The 22,923-nt window shown below is 71.7% G+C and carries 19 protein-coding genes; 12 read left to right on the top strand and 7 right to left on the bottom strand.

Features of this window, described 5'->3' with window-relative positions; translation table 11 throughout:
• Window positions 1-112: 112 nt before the first annotated feature.
• Window positions 113-325: a hypothetical protein gene (locus OG456_RS21050; RefSeq protein ID WP_266563234.1), complete on the top strand. Its 213-nt coding sequence runs from the start codon at window positions 113-115 to the stop codon at window positions 323-325.
• A gap of 202 nt (window positions 326-527) precedes the next feature.
• Here the strand turns inward: OG456_RS21050 and OG456_RS21055 are convergent, their stop codons facing one another.
• A complete protein-coding gene (locus OG456_RS21055; RefSeq protein ID WP_266563236.1) occupies window positions 528-3,812 on the bottom strand; it encodes a S41 family peptidase in 3,285 nt (1,094 codons plus the stop codon).
• Window positions 3,813-3,988: 176 nt separating this feature from the next.
• Between OG456_RS21055 and OG456_RS21060 the strand changes: the two genes are divergently transcribed.
• Window positions 3,989-4,579, top strand: coding sequence for a TetR/AcrR family transcriptional regulator (locus OG456_RS21060; protein WP_266563238.1), 591 nt, complete (start codon window positions 3,989-3,991; stop codon window positions 4,577-4,579).
• Between the two features lie 105 nt (window positions 4,580-4,684).
• Window positions 4,685-6,892 carry an MMPL family transporter gene (locus tag OG456_RS21065; protein WP_266563240.1) on the top strand — a complete coding sequence of 736 codons (2,208 nt, stop codon included), beginning with the start codon at window positions 4,685-4,687 and terminating at the stop codon, window positions 6,890-6,892.
• 36 nt (window positions 6,893-6,928) lie between these two features.
• On the opposite strand, the gene OG456_RS21070 is transcribed toward OG456_RS21065, so the two are convergent.
• Complete coding sequence (locus OG456_RS21070; RefSeq protein ID WP_266563242.1) at window positions 6,929-7,258, bottom strand: SsgA family sporulation/cell division regulator; 330 nt, start codon at window positions 7,256-7,258, stop codon at window positions 6,929-6,931.
• Window positions 7,259-7,449: 191 nt separating this feature from the next.
• Here OG456_RS21070 and OG456_RS21075 point away from each other — a divergent pair, with 191 nt between their 5' ends.
• From OG456_RS21075 to OG456_RS21095, 5 genes are read left to right on the top strand one after another with little or no spacing between them, the layout of a single operon-like run.
• Complete coding sequence (locus OG456_RS21075; protein ID WP_266563244.1) at window positions 7,450-8,502, top strand: energy-coupling factor ABC transporter permease; 1,053 nt, start codon at window positions 7,450-7,452, stop codon at window positions 8,500-8,502.
• Window position 8,503: 1 nt separating this feature from the next.
• Window positions 8,504-9,265, top strand: coding sequence for a cobalt ECF transporter T component CbiQ (gene cbiQ, locus OG456_RS21080; protein WP_266563246.1), 762 nt, complete (start codon window positions 8,504-8,506; stop codon window positions 9,263-9,265).
• Complete coding sequence (locus OG456_RS21085; RefSeq protein ID WP_266563248.1) at window positions 9,253-10,029, top strand: energy-coupling factor ABC transporter ATP-binding protein; 777 nt, start codon at window positions 9,253-9,255, stop codon at window positions 10,027-10,029. The genes cbiQ and OG456_RS21085 overlap by 13 nt, the downstream gene beginning before the upstream one ends.
• A 52-nt stretch (window positions 10,030-10,081) precedes the next feature.
• A complete protein-coding gene (locus tag OG456_RS21090; protein ID WP_266563250.1) occupies window positions 10,082-11,239 on the top strand; it encodes a serine hydrolase domain-containing protein in 1,158 nt (385 codons plus the stop codon).
• Between the two features lie 40 nt (window positions 11,240-11,279).
• The gene (locus tag OG456_RS21095) at window positions 11,280-12,053 is read left to right on the top strand and encodes an SDR family NAD(P)-dependent oxidoreductase (protein ID WP_266563252.1); all 774 of its coding nucleotides are present in this window, start codon (window positions 11,280-11,282) and stop codon (window positions 12,051-12,053) included.
• Between the two features lie 9 nt (window positions 12,054-12,062).
• On the opposite strand, the gene OG456_RS21100 is transcribed toward OG456_RS21095, so the two are convergent.
• From OG456_RS21100 to OG456_RS21120, 5 genes are all read right to left on the bottom strand, one after another.
• Window positions 12,063-12,917 (bottom strand): DMT family transporter, encoded by an 855-nt coding sequence (locus OG456_RS21100; RefSeq protein ID WP_266563254.1) that lies wholly within the window; start codon window positions 12,915-12,917, stop codon window positions 12,063-12,065.
• Complete coding sequence (locus OG456_RS21105) at window positions 12,914-13,438, bottom strand: YbaK/EbsC family protein (RefSeq protein ID WP_266563256.1); 525 nt, start codon at window positions 13,436-13,438, stop codon at window positions 12,914-12,916. The genes OG456_RS21100 and OG456_RS21105 overlap by 4 nt, the downstream gene beginning before the upstream one ends.
• 55 nt (window positions 13,439-13,493) lie before the next feature.
• Entirely contained in the window at window positions 13,494-15,158 is a 1,665-nt protein-coding gene (locus OG456_RS21110; RefSeq protein WP_266563258.1) for a penicillin-binding transpeptidase domain-containing protein, read from the bottom strand.
• 92 nt (window positions 15,159-15,250) lie between these two features.
• On the bottom strand, window positions 15,251-16,888 hold the full coding sequence (locus OG456_RS21115; RefSeq protein WP_266563260.1) for a penicillin-binding transpeptidase domain-containing protein: 1,638 nt from the start codon (window positions 16,886-16,888) through the stop codon (window positions 15,251-15,253).
• Window positions 16,889-17,018: 130 nt separating this feature from the next.
• Window positions 17,019-18,782, bottom strand: a complete 1,764-nt coding sequence (locus OG456_RS21120) for a dolichyl-phosphate-mannose--protein mannosyltransferase (protein WP_266563262.1) — start codon at window positions 18,780-18,782, stop codon at window positions 17,019-17,021.
• A 110-nt stretch (window positions 18,783-18,892) separates the two neighbouring features.
• On the opposite strand from OG456_RS21120, the gene rsmI reads away from it, so the two are divergent.
• The 4 genes from rsmI (at window position 18,893) to OG456_RS21140 (ending at window position 22,862) form a co-directional block, all read left to right on the top strand.
• The gene (rsmI, locus tag OG456_RS21125) at window positions 18,893-19,789 is read left to right on the top strand and encodes a 16S rRNA (cytidine(1402)-2'-O)-methyltransferase (protein WP_266563263.1); all 897 of its coding nucleotides are present in this window, start codon (window positions 18,893-18,895) and stop codon (window positions 19,787-19,789) included.
• 194 nt (window positions 19,790-19,983) lie between these two features.
• Window positions 19,984-20,409 carry a hypothetical protein gene (locus OG456_RS21130; RefSeq protein ID WP_266563265.1) on the top strand — a complete coding sequence of 142 codons (426 nt, stop codon included), beginning with the start codon at window positions 19,984-19,986 and terminating at the stop codon, window positions 20,407-20,409.
• An 86-nt stretch (window positions 20,410-20,495) separates the two neighbouring features.
• Window positions 20,496-21,377 (top strand): TatD family hydrolase, encoded by an 882-nt coding sequence (locus OG456_RS21135; RefSeq protein ID WP_266563267.1) that lies wholly within the window; start codon window positions 20,496-20,498, stop codon window positions 21,375-21,377.
• Window positions 21,378-21,512: 135 nt separating this feature from the next.
• The gene (locus tag OG456_RS21140) at window positions 21,513-22,862 is read left to right on the top strand and encodes a ubiquitin-like domain-containing protein (protein WP_323136343.1); all 1,350 of its coding nucleotides are present in this window, start codon (window positions 21,513-21,515) and stop codon (window positions 22,860-22,862) included.
• Window positions 22,863-22,923: the final 61 nt, after the last annotated feature.

Consider the following 22,923-nt stretch of genomic DNA (forward strand, 5'->3'; position numbering starts at 1 on the left):
GCGGTTTTGAGGGTCGAGTACGGTCCGTTACTGATCGAAATGCGTGCTCTGTCCCGGCGTGTAACTCTGGTCGAGGCCCGACCCCCTCACCCAAAAACGGGAGTGAAATCGCATGGGCATGAAGGACCAGTTCCAGGACAAGGCTGAGCAGCTCGCCGACCAGGCCAAGAAGCGGTCCGGTCAAGGCCGGGACCGCCGGGACGAGGCGAGTGAGCGCTCTTCGCAGACTCAGGACAGCATGCGTGAGCGTGGCTCGCAGTCTGGGGACTCCGAGCGGCGGCGACAGGAAGCGCAGGACAGGTTCGACCAGGACTACGACGCCTGACGCTTCGCTTCGCTGAGCCAGTCGTACGAGGGCCACCCGGGACGCCGGGTGGCCCTCGTACTTGTGCGCGCCGGCGCCTCGTTCTTGTGCGCGCCGGCGCCTCGTTCGTGTGCGCGCCGGCGCCGGGTCGGCGTGGTGGGGCTTGTGCGCGTCGGCGTGGTGGGCCCGTGCGGGTCGGTGTGGCGGGCCTGTGGGGGAGGGGTCAGCGCGGCGGGAGCTCGGGGCGGGCGTGGTTCGGGGTGTTCGTGTAGCCCGGGGGAGTCTTGGCGGGGGAGGCCACCAGGAGGTCCAGGGCCAGGTAGACCGCGTCGTCGAGTTGGGCGTGGCGCCCCTCCGCCCAGTCCAGGGGGGTGCGCAGGGCCTCGATGTCCGGTTCGACGCCCTTGTTCTCGATCGACCAGCCGTACTCGGGGAACCAGGCGGCGTTCATCGGGACCGTGATGACCGTGCCGTCGCCGAGTGTGTGGCGGCCCGTCATGCCGACGACGCCGCCCCAGGTGCGCTGGCCCACGACCGGGCCGAGCCCGAGGAGCTTGAACGCCGCGGTGATCATGTCGCCGTCGGACGAGGTCGCCTCGTCGGCCAGGGCGACGACCGGGCCGCGCGGGGCGTTCGACGCGTACGAGACGGGCTGGGCGTTGCGCGTCAGGTCCCAGCCGAGGATCTTGCGCGTGAGCTTCTCGATGACCAGCTCGCTGATGTGGCCGCCCGCGTTGCCGCGTACGTCGACGAGCAGGGCGGGCCGGGAGACCTCCATGCGCACGTCGCGGTTGAACTGCGCCCAGCCGGAGCCGCCCATGTCGGGGATGTGCAGGTAGCCGCACTTGCCGCCGCTCAGCTCCCGTACGACCGCGCGGCGCTTGGCGACCCAGTCCTGGTAGCGCAGCGGGCGCTCGTCGATGAGGGGGACGACCGCGACGCGGCGGGGGCCGCCCTCGCCCTCCGCGGGCCGGAACGTCAGCTCGACCGTCGTGCCGCCCGAGCCCGCGAGCAGCGGGTAGGGGCCGGCCACCGGGTCGACCGGGCGCCCGTCGACATGCGTGAGGACGGCGCCCTCGCGGATGCCGCTGCCGGCCAGCGGGGAGCGCGCCTTGGAGTCGGACGAGTCGCCGGGCAGGACGCGGACGAGCTGCCAGCCCTCGTCGCGGTGCACGAAGTTGGCGCCGAGGAGGCCCTGGGCGCGCTGGTAGTGGGGCGGGCCCTCGTTGCGGCGGGCGGCGGAGACGTAGGCGTGCGAGGTGCAGAGTTCGCCGAGCACCTCGCGCAGCAGGTCGGCGAACTCGTCGGGGGACGCGACCCGTTCGACGAGCGGCCGGTACTGGGCGAGGATCGCGTCCCAGTCGATGTGGCACATCTTCGGGTCCCAGTAGTAGGCGCGGATGATGCGCCCGGCCTCCTCGTACGCGCCGCGCCACTCGGCGGCCGGGTCCACCTCGTGCAGGATGCGGCGCAGGTCGATCCAGACCGTGGAGTCGCTGTCGCCGGTCTCCGTGGAGGGGACGGCCCGCAGCTCGCCCTCGTCGACGACGACCAGGCGCGTCCCGTCGCCGCTGACCGCGAACCAGTCGAGGTGGGTGACCAGTTCGGTCTTCTTGCCCTTGGTGAGGTTGAAGTGCTCCAGGGTGGGGCGGCCCGAGGTGTCGGCCGGGTTGACGAAGGTCTCGCCGAGCGCGCCGGAGATCGGCCAGCGCAGCCACACGAGGCCGCCGCCCGAGACGGGATACAGCGCCGAGTACTTCGACGCCGAGACGGGGAACGGCACGACACGGTCCGCCAGGCCCTCGATCTCCACGCTCGGCGTCCCGTCGGCCCCCGAGTCCTCGGTCGGGTCGAGCCCGCCTGCGGCCGTGCGCCCGTGGGGTGACAGGGCGAACGGGGAGGGTGTCGCGGACGACAGGGGCACCAGGTACGGGCGGCAGCCGAGCGGGAAGGACAGGTCGCCGGTGTGCACGTCGTACACCGGGTCGAAGCCGCGCCAGGAGAGGAAGGCGAGATAGCGGCCGTCGCGCGTGAAGACCGGATTCTCGTCCTCGAAGCGGCCGTTGGTGACGTCGATGATCGTCCGGTCCTTGATCCGGGCCATCTTGATCTGCCGCAGGGAGCGCCCGATGCCCGGGTGGGACCAGGTGAGCCACGCACCGTCCGGCGAGAACGCCAGGTCGCGCACGGGTCCGTTGATCGACCGGATCAGCTCGGTGACCTCGCCGCCGGTCGGTTCTGCTCCTGCTCCTGCTTCTCCTCCTTCTTCTTCCTCCTCGGTCGTGTCGATGAGGAGGAGGCGGCCGTCGTTCGACGCGATGGCGAGGCGCTCGCCGTCCGGGTCGCTGACCATTTCGAGGACCCGCCCGAGCTCCCCGGACGCGAGGCGGCGCGGCTCGCGCTCACCGCTCGCGCGCGGCAGGTACGAGATCTCGACCGCGTCCTCGCCCTCCGCGTCGGTGACGTACGCGACCTGCCCGCCGGAGCCGAGCATCTCGGGCTGCCTGACCCGCACGCCCGGGTTGTCGGCGATGGTCCGGGCGGGGCCGTCGCGGTGGGTGAGCCAGTACAGGCTGCCGCGTACGACGACGGCGCTGGCCCGGCCCGTCTCGTCGACGGAGAGCCCGTCGACGTGGTGGGCGGCCGGCACCTGGTAGGGGCGGCGCCCGACGCGCGGGCCGCCGAGGCGCACGTCCAGCTTGCGCGGCACGGAGTCGGCGGAGAGGTCGTCGATGATCCAGAGGTCGCCGGCGCACTGGTAGACGATCCGGGTTCCGTCGCTGGAGGCGTTGCGGGCGTAGAACGCGTCGTGGTCGGAGTGGCGGCGCAGGTCGGAGCCGTCGGGCAGGCAGGAGTACACATTGCCGATGCCCTGGTGGTCGGAGAGGAACGCGATGCGTCCTGCCACGAACATCGGTGCCTCCAGATGCCCGTCCAGGTCGGCGACGAGCTGCTCGCCGTGCAGCCACAGGCGGCCCTGGGCGCCGCCCCGGTACCGCTTCCAGGCGGCCGGATCGTGCGGGGCGGTGCCGGTCAGGAGCAGGGTCCTGCGCTCGCCGTCGAACTCGGCGACCGCGATGTCGGAGACCGGGCCCCAGGGCAGCCTGCCGCCGGGGGAGCCGTCGGTGGGGACGTCGTAGGCCCAGGTGAAGTACGAGAAGGGCTGGCCGTGCGAGGCCACGGCGAGGATGTCGGTCCGCCCGTCCTTGTCGGGCGGTGTCCAGCCGCGGACCTGGGTGTCCGTACTGCCCCAGTAGGTGAGCCGCCGGGCGGGGCCGCCGTCCACCGGCGCGAGATGGATCTCAGGGTCCAGGCTGCGCCAGGTCGTGTACGCGATGTGGCGGCCGTCCGGCGAGAACCGTGGGCTGCTCACCTTGGTCCGGTCCACCGTGACCCGCCAGGCCCGGCCCGGCCCGTCGAGCGGGGCGACCCAGAGGTCGTCCTCGGTCTCGAAGCAGAGCCGGTCCTCGTGCAGATGGGGAAACCGCAGGTACGCGTTGTCGCTCACCTACCCATGCTTTTCCGCTCCACGGGCCCCGGCAACTTGTGGGCTGCCTCGTTTCCGCTCGCGGCTTGTGGCGCAGGACACGTACGAAACGGTTTCGTTTCGTTAAGGGCGCTCGTAGAGTACTTCTGTACGAAACGGTTTCGTACACACCGTCCGGACCGGAACAGGAGTGCCCCATGGCTGAAGCCGCGACGACGCGCCGCAGCCGGATCACACCCGAGCGCGAGGCCGAGCTGTACGGCGCCGTGCTCGAACTGCTCCGCGAGGTCGGTTACGAGGCCCTGACCATGGACGCCGTGGCCGCCCGCACCCGGTCGAGCAAGGCCACGCTCTACCGCCAGTGGGGCAGCAAGGCCGAGCTGGTCGTGAAAGCGCTGCGGCACCAGAAGCCGTCGCGGCTGAGCGAGATCGACACCGGGTCGCTGCGGGGCGACTTCCACGAACTGGTCCTCCGTGAGGACGACTGCGAGATGGCCCAGGGATCCGCGCTGATGCGGGGCCTGGCCATGGCGGTCCACGAGAACCCGGATCTCCTGCGCGCCTTCCGCGAGCTGCTGATCGAGCCCGAGATGGAGGAGCTCCGGCATGTGCTGGGGCGCGCCGTCGACCGGGGCGAGATCCGTGCGGACAACCCGGCACTCGACTACGTCCTCCATATGATCGTCGGCGCCTTCACGGCGCGGACCCTCATCGACGAACAGCCGCCCACCCAGGCCTTCGTCACCTCGTACATCGACGCCGTGGTCCTCCCCGCTCTCGGCGCCTGATCCCTCTCCACCCAAGACCCGTCCCACCCGAGCACCTGACGCGACCGCTCACGTCGTCGGGCTGATCACCCCTGCCCCCATACGACTGACCGGGAGTACGCCCTCGTGGCCACGTTCCTCTACAAACTCGGCAAGCTCGCCTTCCGCAGGCGGCACTTCGTCGCCCTGATCTGGGTGGCGCTGCTCACCCTCGCGGGGGTGGGCGCCGCCTCCGCGCCGACGGCGGCCTCCAGTTCCTTCTCCATCCCGGGCACGGAGGCCCAGAAGGCCTTCGACCTGCTCGACCAGCGCTTCCCGGGCTCCAGCGCCGACGGCGCCACCGCGCGCGTCGTCTTCCAGGCGCCGGACGGCGAGAAGATCACGTCCGCGGCCAACAAGGCCGAGGTCACCAAGACCGTCGCGGACCTCAAGTCCGGTTCGAAGGAGGTCGCCGCGGCGGCCGACCCGTTCGTCGCGAAGACCGTCAGCAAGGACGGCACGATCGCGTACTCCTCGGTCTCCTACAAGGTCTCCTCGATGGAGCTGACGGACGCCGACCGGGACGCGCTCCAGAAGACCGTCGACGAGGCGCGCGACTCCGGGCTGACCGTCGAGGTCGGCGGTGACGCGCTCCAGGCCATGCCGGAGACCGGGGCCACCGAGATCATCGGTGTGGCGATCGCCGCCGTCGTCCTCGTGATCACCTTCGGCTCGCTCGTCGCGGCCGGGCTTCCGCTGCTCACCGCCCTGATCGGCGTCGGCATCGGCGTCTCGTCGATCACCGCGCTGGCCAACGCGCTCGACCTGGGCACCACCACCTCGACGCTGGCCATGATGATCGGCCTCGCGGTCGGCATCGACTACGCGCTGTTCATCGTCTCCCGCTTCCGCGCCGAGCTGGCCGAGGGCCGCGACCGCGAGGAGGCGGCCGGACGGGCCGTCGGCACGGCGGGGTCCGCCGTGGTCTTCGCCGGTCTGACCGTCGTCATCGCACTCGTCGGTCTCGCCGTCGTCAACATCCCGATGCTGACGAAGATGGGCATCGCGGCCGCGGGCACGGTCGCCATCGCCGTCCTCATCGCGCTCACCCTCATCCCGGCGCTGCTCGGCTACGCCGGCAAGCGGGTCCACGGCCGCAAGGCCCGCAAGGTCCTGGCCGCCGAGGAGAAGCCCGAGCCGAAGACGAACATGGGCACGCGCTGGGCGCGCTTCGTGCTGCGCCGGCCGGTGGCCGTGCTGCTCACCGCGGTGGTCGGGCTCGGCGTGATGGCCGTGCCGGTGTCCTCGCTGGAGCTGGGGCTGCCCGACGACGGGGTCCAGCCCACGGACACCACACAGCGCAAGGCGTACGACCTGCTCTCCGAGGGCTTCGGGCCCGGCTTCAACGGTCCGCTGGTGGCGGTCGTCGACGTGAAGCACTCGCAGGACCCGAAGGACGCGGTCGCCCGCGTCTCCAAGGACATCGCGGCGACTGACGGCGTCAAGACGGTCACCCCGCCCGCGTTCAACCAGGCCGGTGACACGGCGACGATCACCGTCGTGCCGTCGTCCAAGCCCAGCTCCACGCAGACCGAGGACGTCGTCCACACGATCCGCGACAAGGGTGCCGACATCAAGGCGGACACCCGCGCCGAGGTCCTCGTCACCGGCACCACCGCCATGAACATCGACGTGTCGCAGAAGCTGAACGACGCGCTCGTGCCGTACCTGGCGCTCGTCGTCGGCCTGGCGTTCCTGCTCCTGATGGTGGTCTTCCGGTCGGTCCTGGTCCCGCTGAAGGCGGCGCTCGGCTTCCTGCTCTCGGTGGTCGCCGCGCTCGGCGCCGTCGTCGCGGTCTACCAGTGGGGCTGGCTCGGTTCGCTGTTCGGCGTGGAGCAGACCGGGCCGATCATGTCGATGATGCCGATCTTCATGGTGGGTGTGGTCTTCGGCCTCGCGATGGACTACGAGGTCTTCCTCGTGACCCGCATGCGGGAGGCGTACGTCCATGGGGAGCGGCCCGCGCAGGCCATCGTCACCGGGTTCCGGCACGGGGCCCGCGTGGTCACGGCCGCGGCCGTCATCATGATCGCCGTGTTCGCGGGCTTCATCGGCTCCAGCGAGCAGATGGTCAAGATGATCGGCTTCGGACTCGCGATCGCGGTCTTCTTCGACGCGTTCCTGGTGCGCATGACGATCGTGCCGGCCGTGCTCGCGCTGCTCGGCAAGCGGGCGTGGTGGCTGCCGAAGTGGCTCGACCGGATCCTGCCGAACGTGGACGTCGAGGGCGAGGGCCTGAAGACGGCCTCCGGCGGCGACCCCGCGGAGGAGGACAAGGAACTGGCCCGCGTGTGACCGGGTCCCCTCCCTGACCGGGAGTTCGAGGGACTCTCAGTGAGCCACCGGGGTGGCGGTCGTGTACGTCCGGCGAAGGAAGCGCACCAGCGCCTTCTTCTCGAACTGCACGACCGCCACCCCTTTCGGCGAGTGGAACTCCATGACGGCCTGGACGCGGCCGCAGGGCCAGATGTGGATGTCGCCCACGGTGGTCGGAGCGCGCAGCCCCTGTTCCAGGAGCTCGCGGGGGAAGTACCAGTCGCCCTCTTCGGGGACGGTGACGTGGACGCGTCCGTCGTAACTCAGGACCGCAGGGACGGCCGGCGCCTCGTCGGGGGAGTCCTTGACGAGGCGGGCGCGTGCGTACTGCTCGACGTCAGACATCGGGGACTCCTCGTCGTCTGTTTGTGCGTGCTGTCATCTAATGTCCCATATAAGTCATATGTGCGGCTATGCGTCAGGGGTTACTTCCGGGTTAATTGTGTCCACGACGCTCTTGCAAGCAGTTCGCAACAAGGCACTATCATCGGACGGTCACCAAACCTGTCGCGTGCCCCGAAGCGGAGCCCTCACTCATGCATGTCCCCGACGGATTCATCAACGCCCCCGTCTCGGCGGCCGCGGGTGTCGTCGCCGCGGGCGCCGTGGCCGTCAGCCTCCGGGGCGCACGGCGCGAACTCGACGAGCGCACGGCCCCCCTCGCGGGCCTCGTCGCGGCGTTCATCTTCGCCGTGCAGATGCTGAACTTCCCGGTCGCCGCAGGCACCAGCGGCCACCTCCTAGGCGGCGCGCTGGCCGCGATACTCGTCGGCCCCTACACCGGCGTCCTGTGTGTGTCCGTGGTGCTCCTGATGCAGGGCGTGCTCTTCGCCGACGGCGGCCTGACCGCGCTCGGCGTGAACATCACCGACATGGCGATCACCACGACCGTCGTCGCCTACCTCGTCTTCCGCGGCCTGGTGAAGGTGCTGCCCCGGGGGCGCCGCTCCGTCACCGTCGCCTCCTTCGTCGCGGCGCTCCTGTCCGTGCCGGCCGCGGCCGTCGTCTTCACCCTGATCTACGCGATCGGCGGCACCACCGACGTCTCGATCGGCAAGGTGGCCACCGCCATGGTCGGCGTGCACGTCCTCATCGGCATCGGCGAGGCCGTCATCACCGCGCTGACCGTCGGCGCCGTCGTCGCCGTGCGCCCCGACCTCGTGTACGGCGCCCGCGGCCTGCACCGGCCGCTCAAGCTCCGCGTGGCCGGCGAACTCGTCGACGCCCCGGACACCGCGCCCGCACCCGTCGCCGCCCGCGGCTCCCATCGCAAGGTCTGGATCACCGGCCTCGTCACCTCCCTCGTCCTCGCCGGCTTCGTCTCCTTCTACGCCTCCGCCAACCCGGACGGCCTGGAGAAGGTCGCCCAGGACAAGGGCATCGACTCGAAGACCGAGAAGCACGCCTCCGACGGCTCCCCGCTCGCCGGGTACGGCGTCAAGGACGTCGGCGACGCCCGGCTCTCCGGCGGCCTGGCCGGCGTGATCGGCGTCGGCGTCACCGTCGTCGCGGGCAGCGGCATCTTCTGGGTGCTGCGCAGGCGCCGCACCGCGGACACCTCCCCGAGCCAGATCACGGAGACCGTCTGACATGGGTGCGGGGCACGCGCACAAGCTCTACCGGCACGGGCACTCGCCCGTGCACGGCCTGCCGCCGCACACCAAGCTCGCCGCCGTCTTCTGCTTCGTGATCGTGGTCGTCTCCACGCCCCGCGAGGCGATGTGGGCGTTCGCCCTGTACGCGGTCCTGCTCGCGGCCGTCGCGTACGCGGCCAGGGTCCCGGCCGGCTTCCTCCTCAAGCGGCTCCTCATCGAGATCCCGTTCGTCGCCTTCGCCGTGCTCATGCCGTTCGTGGCGCAGGGCGAGCGCGTCGACGTCCTCGGGATGTCCCTCAGCGTCAACGGTCTGTGGGGCGCCTGGAACGTCCTCGCCAAGGGCACCCTCGGCGTCGCCGCGTCCGTCCTGCTCGCCTCCACGACCGAGCTGCGCGAGCTGCTCCTGGGCCTGCAACGGCTCAGGCTGCCGCCGCTCCTCGTCCAGATCGCGTCGTTCATGATCCGCTACGGCGATGTGATCACCGACGAGATGCGCCGCATGAAGATCGCCCGGGAGTCGCGCGGCTTCGAGGCGAGCGGCGTGAAGCACTGGGGCGTCCTCGCCAAGTCCGCGGGCGCCCTCTTCATCCGCTCCTACGAGCGCGGTGAGCGCGTGCATCTGGCCATGGTCAGCCGCGGGTACGCCGGATCGATGCCCGTCATCGACGACGTGAGCGCGTCCCGCGCGCAGTGGTCGTACGCCCTCACCCTCCCCTGTGCCGCTCTTGTCGTCTGTCTGCTGGGATGGCTGCTGTGACTGTTTCCCCCACCCCGCTCTCCCCCGCCTCGCTCGAGGTCGGTGGCCTCGCCTACGCCTACCCCGACGGGCACCAGGCCCTCTTCGGTGTCGACCTGACCATCGGCCGCGGTGAGCGCGTCGCCCTGCTCGGACCCAACGGCGCGGGCAAGACGACCCTCGTACTGCATCTCAACGGCATCCTCACCGGCGGCGCCGGCACCGTGACCGTCGCAGGTCTGCCCGTCGGCAAGCGGCACATGGCCGAGATCCGGCGCAAGGTCGGCATCGTCTTCCAGGACCCCGATGACCAGCTCTTCATGCCGACCGTCCGCGAGGACGTGGCCTTCGGGCCCGCCGCGGCCGGGGTGAAGGGGCCCGAACTCGAGGCCCGCGTGCACAAGGCCCTGGCCCAGGTCGGCATGGCCGACTTCGCCGACCGGCCGCCGCACCACCTCTCCTTCGGGCAGCGCCGCCGCGTCGCGGTCGCCACCGTCCTCGTCATGGAGCCCGAGATCCTCGTCCTGGACGAGCCGTCGTCGAACCTCGACCCGGCCTCGCGCCGCGAACTCGCCGACATCCTGCGGTCGTTGGACGTCACCGTCCTGATGGTCACGCACGACCTGCCGTACGCGCTCGAACTCTGCCCGCGCTCGGTGATCCTCAGTGAGGGCGTGATCGCGGCCGACGGGACGACCGGCGACCTCCTCGCCGACGAGGACCTCATGCGCGCACACCGCCTGGAGCTCCCCTTCGGCTTCGACCCGAAGTCCGTGAAGGTCTGAGCGGCCGAGGAATCCTCAGAGATCCATGGCTGTTGCACGCAAGGTGAGTGACATGAACGGCACAGTGGCCACCGGTTTCGAAGCGGTCGGGGAAGCTTTCGCCCACAACTTCGAGGCGCTCGGCGAGCGCGGCGCGGGCGTGGTCGTCCACCGCGACGGGCACAAGGTCGTCGACCTGTGGGCCGGTACCCGCGACGTGGGCGGCGGCGCCCCCTGGGAGCGCGGCACCGCCCAGATCATGCGTTCCGCCACGAAGGGCGTGGCCGCCGCGGCGCTGCTCCTCCTGCACCAGCGAGGAGAGCTCGACCTGGACGCGCCGGTCAGCGCCTACTGGCCCGAGTTCAAGGAGCACGGCAAGGAGCACGTCCGCGTCCGCGACGTCCTCGCGCACCGCGCCGGCGTCCCCGCGCTCGACCGCCCGCTGACCCCGGCCGAGGCCGCCGACCTCGACACCGGCGCCGCGGCCGTCGCCGCCCAGGCGCCCGCCTGGGAACCCGGCACCGACCACGGCTACCACGCGCAGACCTACAGCTGGCTCACCGGCGAGCTCGTGCGCCGCGTCACCGGCCGCACCGTCGGCGCCTGGATCGCCGAGCACATAGCCGCCCCCGTCGGCGCCGACCTCTGGGTCGGGCTGCCCGACGCCGAGGCGCACCGGGCCGGTCTCGTCGGACCCGTCGATCCGCCGGCCGCGCCCGGCGGCCTGCGCACCCGGCCCAAGAGGAACGTCGCCGACGCGTACACCGACCCCGACTCCCTGACCCGCCGCGCCTTCGGTGCCATCCACCCCGCGCCCGACGAGAACGACCCGGCCTACCGCGCGGCGGAGCTGCCCGCCTCGAACGGCGTCGCCACGGCGGAGGGACTCTCCCGCTTCTACGCGTCCCTGATCGGGGAAGTCGACGGCGGCGCCCGCCTGTTCACGCCCGCCACCATGGAGGCGGCCCGCACCGAGGCGTCCTCGGGCGCCGACCGGGTCCTCGTCGTCCCGACCCGCTTCGGACTCGGCTACATGCTCCACGGCGTCGCCTCCCCTCTCCTCGGCCCCGGCTCCTTCGGCCACCCCGGGAGGGGTGGCGCGCTCGGCTTCGCGGACCCCGAGTCCGGGATCGCCTTCGGATACGTCACGAACGGTCAGCAGAAGGGCGTCACCGCCGACCCGCGCGCTCAGGCGCTGGTGCGGGCCGTGCGCTCCTCTCTCGCCGGATAGCCCCCGTGTCGCCCGGGCCGGCGCCGGGTAGCGTCGGCGCATGAGGCGCTTCGAGGGGTACGCGGTCATGGTCACGGGCGCGGCACGCGGCATCGGCGCCGCCACCGCGCGCAGGTTCGCAGCCGAGGGGGCGCGGGTCGCCGTCACCGATGTGGATCCGCAGGAAGCGGAGAAGACGGTCGCCGGGATCCGCGAACAGGGCGGCGCGGCAAGGGCGTTCACCTGCGACGTCGGGTCGCGCGAGTCGGTGGAGGCGGCGGTCGCGGCCGCCGTGGAGGAGTTCGGCCGCCTCGACGTGCTCGTCAACAACGCCTACGCGTGCGCCCCGGACGCCGCCCTCTTCGAGGACGAGCCCGACGAGGTGTGGGCCCGCGACCTCGACATCACGCTCACCGGCGCGTACCGCTGCTGCCGCGCCGCGCTGCCGCACCTGGTGGCGTCGGGCCGCGGCGCGATCGTGAGCGTCGGATCCGTCAACGGCCTTCAGGACTACGGCAATCACGCGTACAGCGCCGCGAAGGCGGGACTCGGCTCGCTGACCCGCACCCTCGCCGGACACGCGGGCCCGCGCGGCGTCCGCGTCAACCTCGTCGCGCCGGGCACGGTGCGCACCCCCGCCTGGTCGGGCCGGGGCGCCGCCCTGGACGCCGTCAGTGGCCTCTACCCGCTCGGGCGGGTCGGTGAGCCGGAGGACGTCGCGGCGGCCGTGACGTTCCTCGCCTCGTCGGACGCGGCGTGGATCACCGGGGTCACACTCCCGGTCGACGGCGGCCTGACCTCGGCGAACCTGGGATTCCGCGCGCAGCTCCGGTAACGCTCCCGCTCAGCCGGCGGTGTGCAGCATCAGCCCGATCCCCGCCACCATCAGCCCCGCCGCCACCATCCGCGGCGCACCGAACCGCTCCTTGAAGAACACCGTCCCGATCGCCGCGCCCACGATGATCGACGATTCGCGCAGCGCCGAGATCGGGGCGAGGTCCGCCCGCGTCTGTGCCCACAGGACGAGCCCGTACGCGGACACGGACAGCGCCGCGCCGACCAGCCCGACCGCCGCGAACGGCCGTAGGCGGGCAGTCAGTTCGCCGAGCCACGTCCAGGCCGCGTACACCGGGACGCCGAGGCAGCCGAGCATCATCAGCCACGCGATGTAGCCGAGCGAGTTCCCGGAGGCGCGCACGCCGAGGCCGTCCACCACGGTGTACGCGGCGATGGACACGCCCGTCGCGACGGCCGCCCCCACGGCCGCCCAGTCGGGCCTGCGCCCCGAGCCCCGTATGCCCCACAGGGCGAGCCCGGTCAGGCCCGCGCACGAGACCGCGACGCCCGCCGCCTGCCAGCCGTCGGGGATCTCGCCCGCGAACACCGCCGCGAGCACCGTCACCACGAGCGGCGCCGTGCCGCGCGCGATCGGGTACGCCTGGCCGAAGTCGCCGAGCTTGAACGACCGCATGAGCAGGGCGTAGTAGGCGACGTGGAGGAGCGCGGAGAGGATCAGGTACGGCCAGGCCGCGGCGTGCGGGAACGGTACGAACGGCGCGCACACCAACCCGATGAGCGCGCCGCCGCCCGAGATCAGCGTGAAGCCGACCAGCTTGTCGGTGATGTGGTGGGCGATCGCGTTCCAGCTGGCGTGCGTGACGGCCGCGAGGAGCACGGCCGCCGCGACCACAGGGGTCACTGAGCGCTCTCGCGCACGTCCACGAGGGCCGCTCCGGTGTGTGCGATCAGCGACTTGGGGTCCATGGGGAACACGGCGTACGGGGTGCCGGCGGCGGCCCACACGGTGTCGTGGTCGAGGAGCGAACGGTCGGCGAGGACCCGCGTCCTGGTGACGTGCCCGAAGGGCGGGATGCCGCCGATCGCGTACCCGGTCGCCGCGCGCACGACGTCCGCCTTGGCGCGGGTGACCTTCTCGGCGCCCAGCTCGCGCCGGACCAGCTCGACGTCCACCCGCGACGAACCGTCCATCAGGACGAGCACCGGCACGGTGTCCGCCGCGAAGATCAGCGATTTGCAGATCTGGCTGAGTTCGCAGCCGATCGCGGCCGCCGCCTCCTGCGCGGTCCTGGTCGCCTCCGGGAAGCGGCGGACGAGCGGGAGTACGTCGGCCAGGCCCAGCTCGGCGAGGGCTTCGGCGAAACGGGGGTGCGCGGCGGATGCGGCGGTGGCGGCGGATGCGGCGGATTCCGGGGTGCTCATGGCCGCACCGTAGCGCTCGGTGTACCCACCACGCGACCAGGTATCGGCCCCGCCGTCAGTCCCCGGCGAGCAGCATCTGCCGCACCACGGGACCCGCCGAGTCACCGCCGTGGCCGCCCTGCTGGACGACCGCCGCCGATGCCAGGTCGCCGCGCCAGGCCGTGAACCAGCCGTTCGGCTGCTTCTGCCCGTCGACCTCCGCCGAGCCGGTCTTCGCGCCCATGTCGGTGCCGAGCCCCGACATCGGCTCGACCGCCGTACCGGCGACCGCCGTGTAGTGCAGCAGGTCGCGCAGGGCGCTCACGGTCGACGGGGACAGCTTGCGCGAGGCCGTGGCGAGCGTGCGGTGGTCGACGTCGGGCGAGACGAGGTAGGGCTGCTTGAACTCGCCCGTCTCGGCGGTGGCGACGACCGACGCCATGTTGAGCGGATTCATCCGCACCCCGCCCTGACCGATCAGCGAGGCCGCCATCTGCGCCTGCGACTGCACCGGGACCGCGCCGTCGAAGCTGGGCACGCCGATCGACCAGTTGTCGCGGCCGAGCCCGAAGACCTCCTGGGCCTGCTTCGTCAGATCCCCGTCGTCCAGTTTCTTGGCCTGGCTGATGAAGGCCGTGTTGCAGGAGCGCGCGAAGCTGGCGCGGAAGGTGCCGTCCTTGATCTCGAACTTGTCGTCGTTCTGGAACTTCCAGCCGCCGTACGTCACGTACTTGGGGCACGGGTGCTTCTTGTCGACGCCCGCGAGCTTCTTCTCCAGGAGCATGGACGACGTCACGATCTTCATCGTGGACCCGGGCGCGAGGGAGCCCTGGAAGGCCGTGTTGAAGCCTTCGGGGCGGGAGTTGGCGACCGCGAGGATCTCCCCGGTCGACGGCTTGATGGTGACGACCGCGGCCTTCTCCCGCTTGGCGACCTCGCGTTCGGCGACGGCCTGCGACGTCGGGCTGATCGTCGTGCGCAGGGTGCCGGGCGTGCCCTTGGAGAGGGTGACGAGCGTCTTGTCGGGCGTGTGCTCGCTCTTCTTGCCGCTGTCCTTGTGGACGACGCGCAGCTCGATGCCCGCCGTACCGCCGGCCTTCTTGCCGTACTTCTCGCGCAGCCCGTCGATGACGGTGCCGAGCGAGGGGTACTTGGCCGCGGTCAGCTCGTTCCCGGAACGGTCCGTCGCCTTGATCGGGGGGTCGCCGGCCGCGCCCGTGACGAGCCGGTCACCGTCCTTGAGGTCCGGGTGCACGACGGACGCCTGCCACCCGACGAGCGGCTTGCCGTCCTTCACCCGCCGCACGACGGTCAGTTCGGAGCCGTAGGCGAACGGCTTCGACGTTCCCCCGTACGAGACGTGCGCCGACACCGCGAACGGCATCTTGGCCCCGGCACGCTTCCCGGGCGTCAGCTTCACCCCGGACAGATGGGCGTCCTTGCGGTACGAGGTGAGGGCGGCCGTCGCCGCGGTGGCGTCGTCCGTGGCGGCCGCCGCCTTCGCGGTGTCGCCCGCGGCCCACGCGGTCAGGAACCGGTCGGCCGCGGTGCGGACCTCGGCCGGGGTGACGGGGCCCGTCTTGACGTGGGGCTTGTCGTCGGCGGCGGTCGATGAGTCCGAGTCGCCGCTGAAGAGGGCGTAGGCGCTGACCCCGGCGCCGAGCACCACGACGGCGACCACACCGCCGATCACGGCCGCGTTCGCCTTCTTGCGCTCGGGTTGCCTGCCTCTGCTGCCCACCGGTCCTCCGTCGTTGCCTGTCTGCCCGGTCCACTGGGTTCCTCGCGGACGGCTCAGACTAAGGCGTCTTGCCATGTGCCCCCGACGGCGGCTCAGCTACCCGCCCGTAGCACCGCCGCCACGATCGGGCCCGCGGCGTCTCCGCCGTGGCCGCCCTCCTCGGTGACCGCGGCCGCCGCGACGTCCCCGCGGTAGCCGGTGAACCAGCTGTTCGACTTGGTCTGGCCGGTGACCTCCGCCGAGCCGGTCTTGGCGCCGATGTCGGGGCCGAGACCCGCCATGACCTGCGCGGCGGTGCCGATCGTCGCGGTGCGGTACATCATCTGCCGCAGCTGCGCGGCGGTGTTGGGCGCGAGGCCGCGGGCGGTGGCGAGTTCCCGGTCGTCGAGGGAGCGCGGCACGATCACCGGCTGCCGGAAGACGCCCGTCTTCGCGGTCGCCGTGACGGACGCCATGTTCAGCGGGTTCATCTGGATCTGGCCCTGCCCGATGGCGTTGGCCGCGCGGTCGGGGCCGCCGGACGGCGGGATCTTGCCGTCCGCCGACGCGATGCCGGTCTTCCAGTTGTCCCGGCCGAGACCGAAACGGTCCTGCGCCTCGCGCGTCAACGACTCGTCCGTCAGCGGCTTCTCGTCGATGAGCTTCACGAACGCGGTGTTGCAGGAGCGGGCGAAGCTGTCCGCGAGGTTGGCGCCCTCGTTGGCCTTCATGCCCGGCAGGTTGTGGAAGGTCTGGCTCTGCCAGGTCGCGGTGTCCGGGCAGGGCGCGGGGCTGTTGACCGAGGCGACACCGTTGTCGATGAGCAGCGCCGCGGTGATGACCTTCATCGTGGAGCCGGGGGCCTGCTCGCCCTGGAAGGCGGCGTTGAAGCCGTCCCGGCGGTGGTTGGCGACCGCGAGGACCTGGCCCGTGCTCGGCTGCACGGCCACCACGGACGACTCGTCGAAGCTCTTCACGGCCCGCTCGGCCGCGGCCTGCGCGGTGGCGCTGAGCGTCGTGCGCAGCTCGCCGGCCCTGCCCTTCACCAGCGTGATCAGCGTCTTGGTGCCGGCGTCCTCGCTCTCGCGCTGGATGTACGTCTCCACACCCGCGCGGCCGCCGGCCGTGTCGCCGTACTTCTCGCGCAGCTGGTCCAGGATCGGCCCGAGCGAGGGGTACTTCTCCTTCGTCAGGACGTTGCCCGAACGGTCCACGGCCTCGATGGGCGGCGTCGAGGCCTCGCCCGTGACGAGGGTGTCGCCCCTGCGCATGTCCGGATGCACGACGGCCGCCTGCCAGTCGACCAGCGCCCGGCCGGTGTTGAGCCCCCGCACGACCTTCAGCGACGAGTCGTACGAGAGGGACTTCTTCTTCCCCTCGTACGACACCGTGGCCTTCACCTTGAACGGCACCTCGGGCCCCGAAGGCGCCCCCGCCGTCAGCGTGGTGTGCGTGATGTGCGCGTCGTCGTGCCAGCCGGTCAGCGCCGAGAGCGCCGCTTCCGCGTTGTTCGTGTAGCGCGACGCGGAGTCCGGGTCGGACTTCGCCCACGCCGCGAGGAACTTCTGCGACACGTCCTTGACCTCGTCCGCCGTCGGCGGCCCGGTCCTGCGCGGCGAGGGTGCCCCCGCCGTACTCGACCCGCCCGAACCGGTCACGGCCGTCACCACGTTGTACGCGCCGTACCCCGCGCCCCCGACCATGATGGCGAACACCCCGCCGATCACAGCCGCCTTGGCCCCCTTGCGCATGCTGCGTCCCCTCCCCAGGTTCCGGTGGGGAACTTTAGGCGGCGGCCGTGCCCGGTGTGGCGAGAGTGCGCAGATGTTGTCCGAACTTGTCCGAACGGAGACCGCTTACGAGGGGCCGGGTCGTCCGAGGTCAGACCCAGGAATCCAGCCACATCCGGGACTGCCAGGAGCTGAAGGGGATCGCCTGGCCGGTGTAGATCGGCCAGAAGTAGACGAAGTTCCACACGATCAGCAGGACGAGTACGCCGGCGCCTGCCGCGCCCACGACTCTGCGCCGCTCCCCGGACCCCGGTGGCCCCAGGATCGCGCCGACCAGCATCGCGACGCCGAGACAGAGGAAGGGCGCGAAGACGACCGCGTAGAAGAAGAAGATCGTGCGTTCCTGGTAGTTGAACCAGGGCAGGTAGCCCGCGGCGACGGCGCACGCGATGGCGCCCGCCCGCCAGTCGCGGCGGAAGAACCAGCGCCACAGCACATAGAGCACGGCGAACGCCGCCGCCCACCACAGCAGCGGGGTGCCGAGCGCCAGGACCTCGCGGGCGCACTTGTCGCCCGCGCCGGCCGGGCAGCCGTCCTTGCCGGGCAGCGGGGACTCGTAGAAGTACGAGACCGGCCTTCCGTCGACGAGCCAGCTCCACGGGTTCGACTGGTAGATGTGCGGGGAGCTGAGCCCCACGTTGAACTTGTAGACCTCGTGCTCGTAGTGCCACAGGCTGCGCACCCAGTCGGGGAACAGCCAGGTCCAGGAGCCGCCCCGGCCGTCGGTCGCCGCCCAGTTGCGGAAGTAGCCGCCGGTCCCGTCGGCAGGAGAAAGGATCCAGCCGAGCCAGGACAGGACGTACGTGGCGACCGCGACCGGCACCGTCGACAGGAACGCCCAGCCGAGGTCCCGCTTGAGCACGGTGACGTACGGCCGGCCGGCCCCGGCGACGCGGCGCGCGCCGACGTCCCACAGGACCGTGAGCACACCGAACGCGGCCAGATAGATGAAGCCGTTCCACTTCGTGCCCGCGGCGAGTCCCAGGCACAGGCCGGCGAGCAGCCGCCACGGGCGCCAGCCCAGACGCAGCGTCTCGGCGATGTGCACGTCGGGGCGCGGCACGCCGTCCTCGCCCCTCGGGAGCGCGGCGGCCAGCTTCCCGCGCGCCTTGTCGCGGTCCACGACCAGGCAGCCGAACGCGGCGACGACGAAGAACACGAGGACCGAGTCGAGCAGCGCCGTGCGGCTCATCACGAACGCGAGGCCGTCCACGGCGAGCAGCAGGCCCGCCAGGCAGCCGAGGAACGTCGAGCGGAACAGCCGCCGCCCGATGCGGCACACAAGGAACACGCACAGCGTGCCGAGCACCGCGGTCATGAACCGCCAGCCGAACGGATCGAAACCGAACAGCCACTCACCGATCCCGATGACGTACTTGCCGACCGGCGGATGCACGACATACGCGGCGTCGTGCGGGAGCGGCACATGGCCGCCGGTCTTCAGGATCAGGTCGTTGGCGTTCTTGTCCCAGTTGACCTCGAAGCCGCGGTGGATCAGCGCCCACGCGTCCTTCGCGTAGTACGTCTCGTCGAATATCACGGCCTTGGGGCTGCCGAGATGCCAGAACCGCATCAGGCCCGCGATCAGCGTCACGAGCAGCGGACCGAGCCAGCCCGACCAGCGGGTCACGCCCCGCGCGAGGCCGTCGGAGAGACCGAGGGTCGCCCACAGCCGCGACGACGGCGGCGCGTACGGCGGCACGAGCCGCGTGCCCACGTCGTCCCTGGGCCGCGCCACGTGACCGAACCGCCGCAGCCGGCGCTCCCACGTCGACGGCTGCCGCGCCTCGCCGGGGTTCTGGCCCGGCGGGGCGCTGGTCGAGGGCGAGTGCGGCGAGGACGCAGTACTGGTCACCGCGCCATCGTAGGGAACGTCACTGTGCGAGTCCCGTGTGCGGCCCCGCCGAGTCGGCCGGCTCCGGGGCGGGACGTGTCGGCCCGCCCCGCCCCTGCGAGGATGGATCCGTGACATCAAGCCCAGATTCCCCCGGAACGCTCGTGCTCGCGGGCACGCCCATCGGAGACGTGTCGGACGCGCCGCCCCGGCTCAGCAAGGAGCTGGCCGCCGCCGACGTCATCGCCGCCGAGGACACCCGCAGGCTGCGGCGCCTGACGCAGGCGCTCGGGGTGACCCCGGGCGGGCGCGTCGTGTCGTACTTCGAGGGGAACGAGTCCGCCCGCACGCCGGAGCTGGTCGAGGCGCTCGCGGGCGGGGCCCGGGTGCTGCTCGTGACCGACGCGGGCATGCCGTCCGTGTCCGACCCCGGGTACCGGCTCGTCGCGGCCGCCGTCGAGCGGGACATCAAGGTCACCGCCGTGCCCGGCCCGTCCGCCGTGCTGACCGCGCTCGCGCTGTCCGGGCTGCCCGTCGACCGGTTCTGCTTCGAGGGCTTCCTGCCCCGCAAGGCCGGCGAGCGCATGGGGCGGCTGCGGGAAGTGGCGGAGGAACGCCGCACCCTCGTCTATTTCGAGGCCCCGCACCGCCTCGACGACACCCTCGCCGCGATGGCGGAGGCATTCGGCGCCGATCGCCGGGCGGCCGTGTGCCGCGAGCTCACCAAGACATACGAGGAAGTGAAGCGGGGCCCGCTCGGGGAACTCGCGAAATGGGCCGCGGAAGGCGTACGCGGCGAAATCACCGTCGTCGTGGAGGGCGCCCCGGAGAAGGGCGCGGAGTCACTCGACGCGTCCGAGCTGGTACGCAGGGTGCAGGTGCGCGAGGAGGCGGGGGAGCGGCGCAAGGAAGCCATCGCCGCCGTGGCCGCCGAGGCCGGGCTACCCAAGCGTGAGGTCTTCGATGCCGTGGTCGCGGCAAAGAATGCCGCACGGGGCGCCCCATCGGGGAGCAAAGGACTATCGTGAAAGGCAAAGCGCAGGCCGCGCATCGGGCTTCTTCCGATAAGGAAAGGCCAAATCGGATCCAATAGTCGACAGGCCTGATGCGATCGCGCCGGGAGAAGCGTCCACTGGTTGAAGGGACGCACCCGTCCCACGCTTCAGGGCGGATGTAATGCCCCGCCCCGAAGTGCCTTGTCCAGAGGGCAAGAGGAGCAGGCATGAGTGAGATCGCAGGCGCCGTACCGACCCCGACCGGTGCTGCCGCACCCCAGATACCGAACCGGAGCGCGGCCACAGCCATCGCCCACGAGTCGTACGCCTTCGCCTGCATGCGGTGCGGTCACGGCTGGGAGCAGAGTTTCGAGATCGAGCACCACATCGACGGCGGCGGCGCGGAATTCGTGATGTACGTGGCGGGCGGCGAGCGTGTCCCGTCGCCGCTGACCCGGCCCACGTGCATGAACTGCGGCGGCCATGTCGTACGGATCATGAGGGCGGGGCGGGTCTCGTCGATCCGCGGCGTGATGGAACGCGAGGGGATCATGCCGGCGGAGCAGGGCGAGGGCGACGTGCACCCCGCGAAGGAACATCACTGGCACTTCTCCGACCTGCTGCACCCCTTCCAGAACCGCAAGACCGACTGATCACCGGTTGATCACCCGCGGATCACCCACCGGACCGCGACCGGACCCCGACGACCCCACCGACCCCGGCTTCGTAGGATCGGGGCATGAGCTCTGACCGTTCGAAGGACGTCACCCCGCCGCCGCTGCCCGCGCCCCTCGCGGTGCCGGTCGCCGACTCGCACACCCACCTCGACATGCAGTCGGGCACGGTGGAGGAGGGCCTCGCCAAGGCCGCGTCGGTGGGTGTGACGACCGTCGTCCAGGTCGGTTGCGACGTGAACGGTTCCCGCTGGGCCGCCGACACCGCGGCAGCGCACCCGAACGTGCACGCCACCGTCGCGCTGCACCCGAACGAAGCGCCCCGCATCGTCCTCGGCGACCCCGACGGCTGGTCGCGGCAGGGCGAGCGGTCCGCCGGCGGTGACGCCGCCCTCGACGAGGCGCTCGCGGAGATCGACCGGCTCGCGGCCCTCCCGCACGTGAAGGGCGTCGGCGAGACCGGACTCGACCACTTCCGTACGGGACCTGAAGGCATCGCCGCGCAGGAGCGGTCCTTCCGTGCGCACATCGAGATCGCCAAGCGGCACGGCAAGGCGCTCGTGATTCACGACCGCGACGCCCATGCCGACGTGCTGCGCATCCTCAAGGAGGAGGGCGCTCCCGAGCGCACGGTCTTCCACTGCTACTCCGGAGATGCCGAAATGGCCCGGATCTGCGCCGAAAACGGCTACTTCATGTCGTTCGCCGGGAACGTCACCTTCAAGAACGCGCAGCCCCTGCGCGACGCGCTCGTGGCCGCCCCGCGCGAGCTCGTCCTGGTCGAGACCGACGCACCCTTCCTGACTCCCGCGCCCTACCGCGGACGGCCTAATGCGCCGTACCTCGTTCCGGTCACGCTGCGCGCGATGGCCGCGGTGAAGGGCCTCGACGAGGACACCCTCGCGGCGGCGATCTCCGCCAACACGGCCCGCGCCTTCGACTACTGACCGGCAGCGTCCCCGGGACGGCGCCGGGAGGGGAAGGTCGGGAACGCGCCGCGACACAGCGTAGTCGCGCCGCTTTGGAGAGTGACGATCGCTCCGCTAGGTTCTCCTCGCCGATCCGGACCGAGGAGCGTCGTCGTGAGCAATTCGCCGTACGGGACGTATGAGCCGCAGGAAACGCTCGTCGCGCTCGAGACACACGAACCACCGCCCGGCCCGCACCCGCACGCGGACACCTACCGCCCCGGCTACGAGTCGATGGAGACCCAGCCCGCCTGGCCCGTGCCCGAAGCACTGCTGCCGCGCCCGTCCGCCCCGGCCGCAGACCCCGCCCCGCGGACCGCGGGGCGCGCCGAGGCCCGCAGAGCGGCCCGGCGCAGGAAACGGCCCGAACGGCCCGAGACCCTCAGACGCCTGCTGCCGCAGGCCCTCGTCGTCGCGTTCCTGGCGGGCGGCACCACCGCCTTCGTCGCCGCCGACAAGGCGATCCAGCTCAGTGTCGACGGCAGGCCGCGCACCCTGCACACCTTCGCGGACGACGTCAGCGAACTGCTCGCCGACGAGGGCGTCGACGTCGGCCCGCACGATGTCGTCGCCCCCGCCCCCGGGACCGCCCTGTCCAGCGGCGACGAGGTCGCCGTGCGCTACGGCAGGCTCGTCCACCTCACCCTCGACGGGGAGCGCCGCAAGGTGTGGACCACCTCGGCCACCGTCGACGGCGCCCTGCACCAGCTCGGCGTCCGCGCCGAGGGCTCCTACGTCTCCACGTCCCGCTCGCGCCGCATCGCCCGCGACGGCCTCGCGTTCGACGTCCGCACCGAACGCAGCGTCACGGTCATGGCCGACGGCCGCGAGCGCACCATCCGCACCAACGCCGCCACCGTCCGGGACGCCGTCGACGAGGCGGGCGTCTCGCTGCACGGCCAGGACACCACGTCCGTGCCGCAGGACAGCTTCCCGCGCGACGGACAGACGATCACCGTCATGCGCATCAAGGGCAGCAGGGAGGTGCGCGAGGAAGTCATCGCGTACGAGGTGGAGCGCACCCTGGACCCGACCCTGTTCCGCGGCACCGAGGTCGTCGAACGGGCGGGCCGACAGGGCGCCCGGCGCGTCACCTACGCCCTGCGCACCGTCAACGGCGTCAGGCAGAAGCCGCGTCGCCTGAGCGCCGAGGTCGTGCGCGAGCCCCGCAGCCGGCTCGTGAAGGTCGGCACCAAGCCCCCGCCGTCCTCCGTCGCCGGTGCCGACGGCCTGCACTGGAGCGAACTCGCCCGGTGCGAGTCCGGCGGGCGCCCCGGCGCGACCGACTCCACCGGCACCTACGGCGGCCTCTACCAGTTCGACGTACAGACCTGGCGCAGCCTGGGCGGCGGCGGCCGGCCCCAGGACGCGTCCGCCTCCGAGCAGACGTACCGGGCGAAGAAGCTGTACGTGCAGCGCGGCGCGAGCCCGTGGCCGCACTGCGGTGGCCGCCTGCACGGGTAGCCGGGGTGGTGCGGGGACCCGCGGTCCGGTCGGGACCCGGCCGCGGCGCCCCGTACCCTGA

The sequence above is a fragment of the Streptomyces sp. NBC_01446 genome (genome assembly GCF_026340095.1).
GTDB lineage: Bacteria > Actinomycetota > Actinomycetes > Streptomycetales > Streptomycetaceae > Streptomyces > Streptomyces aureus.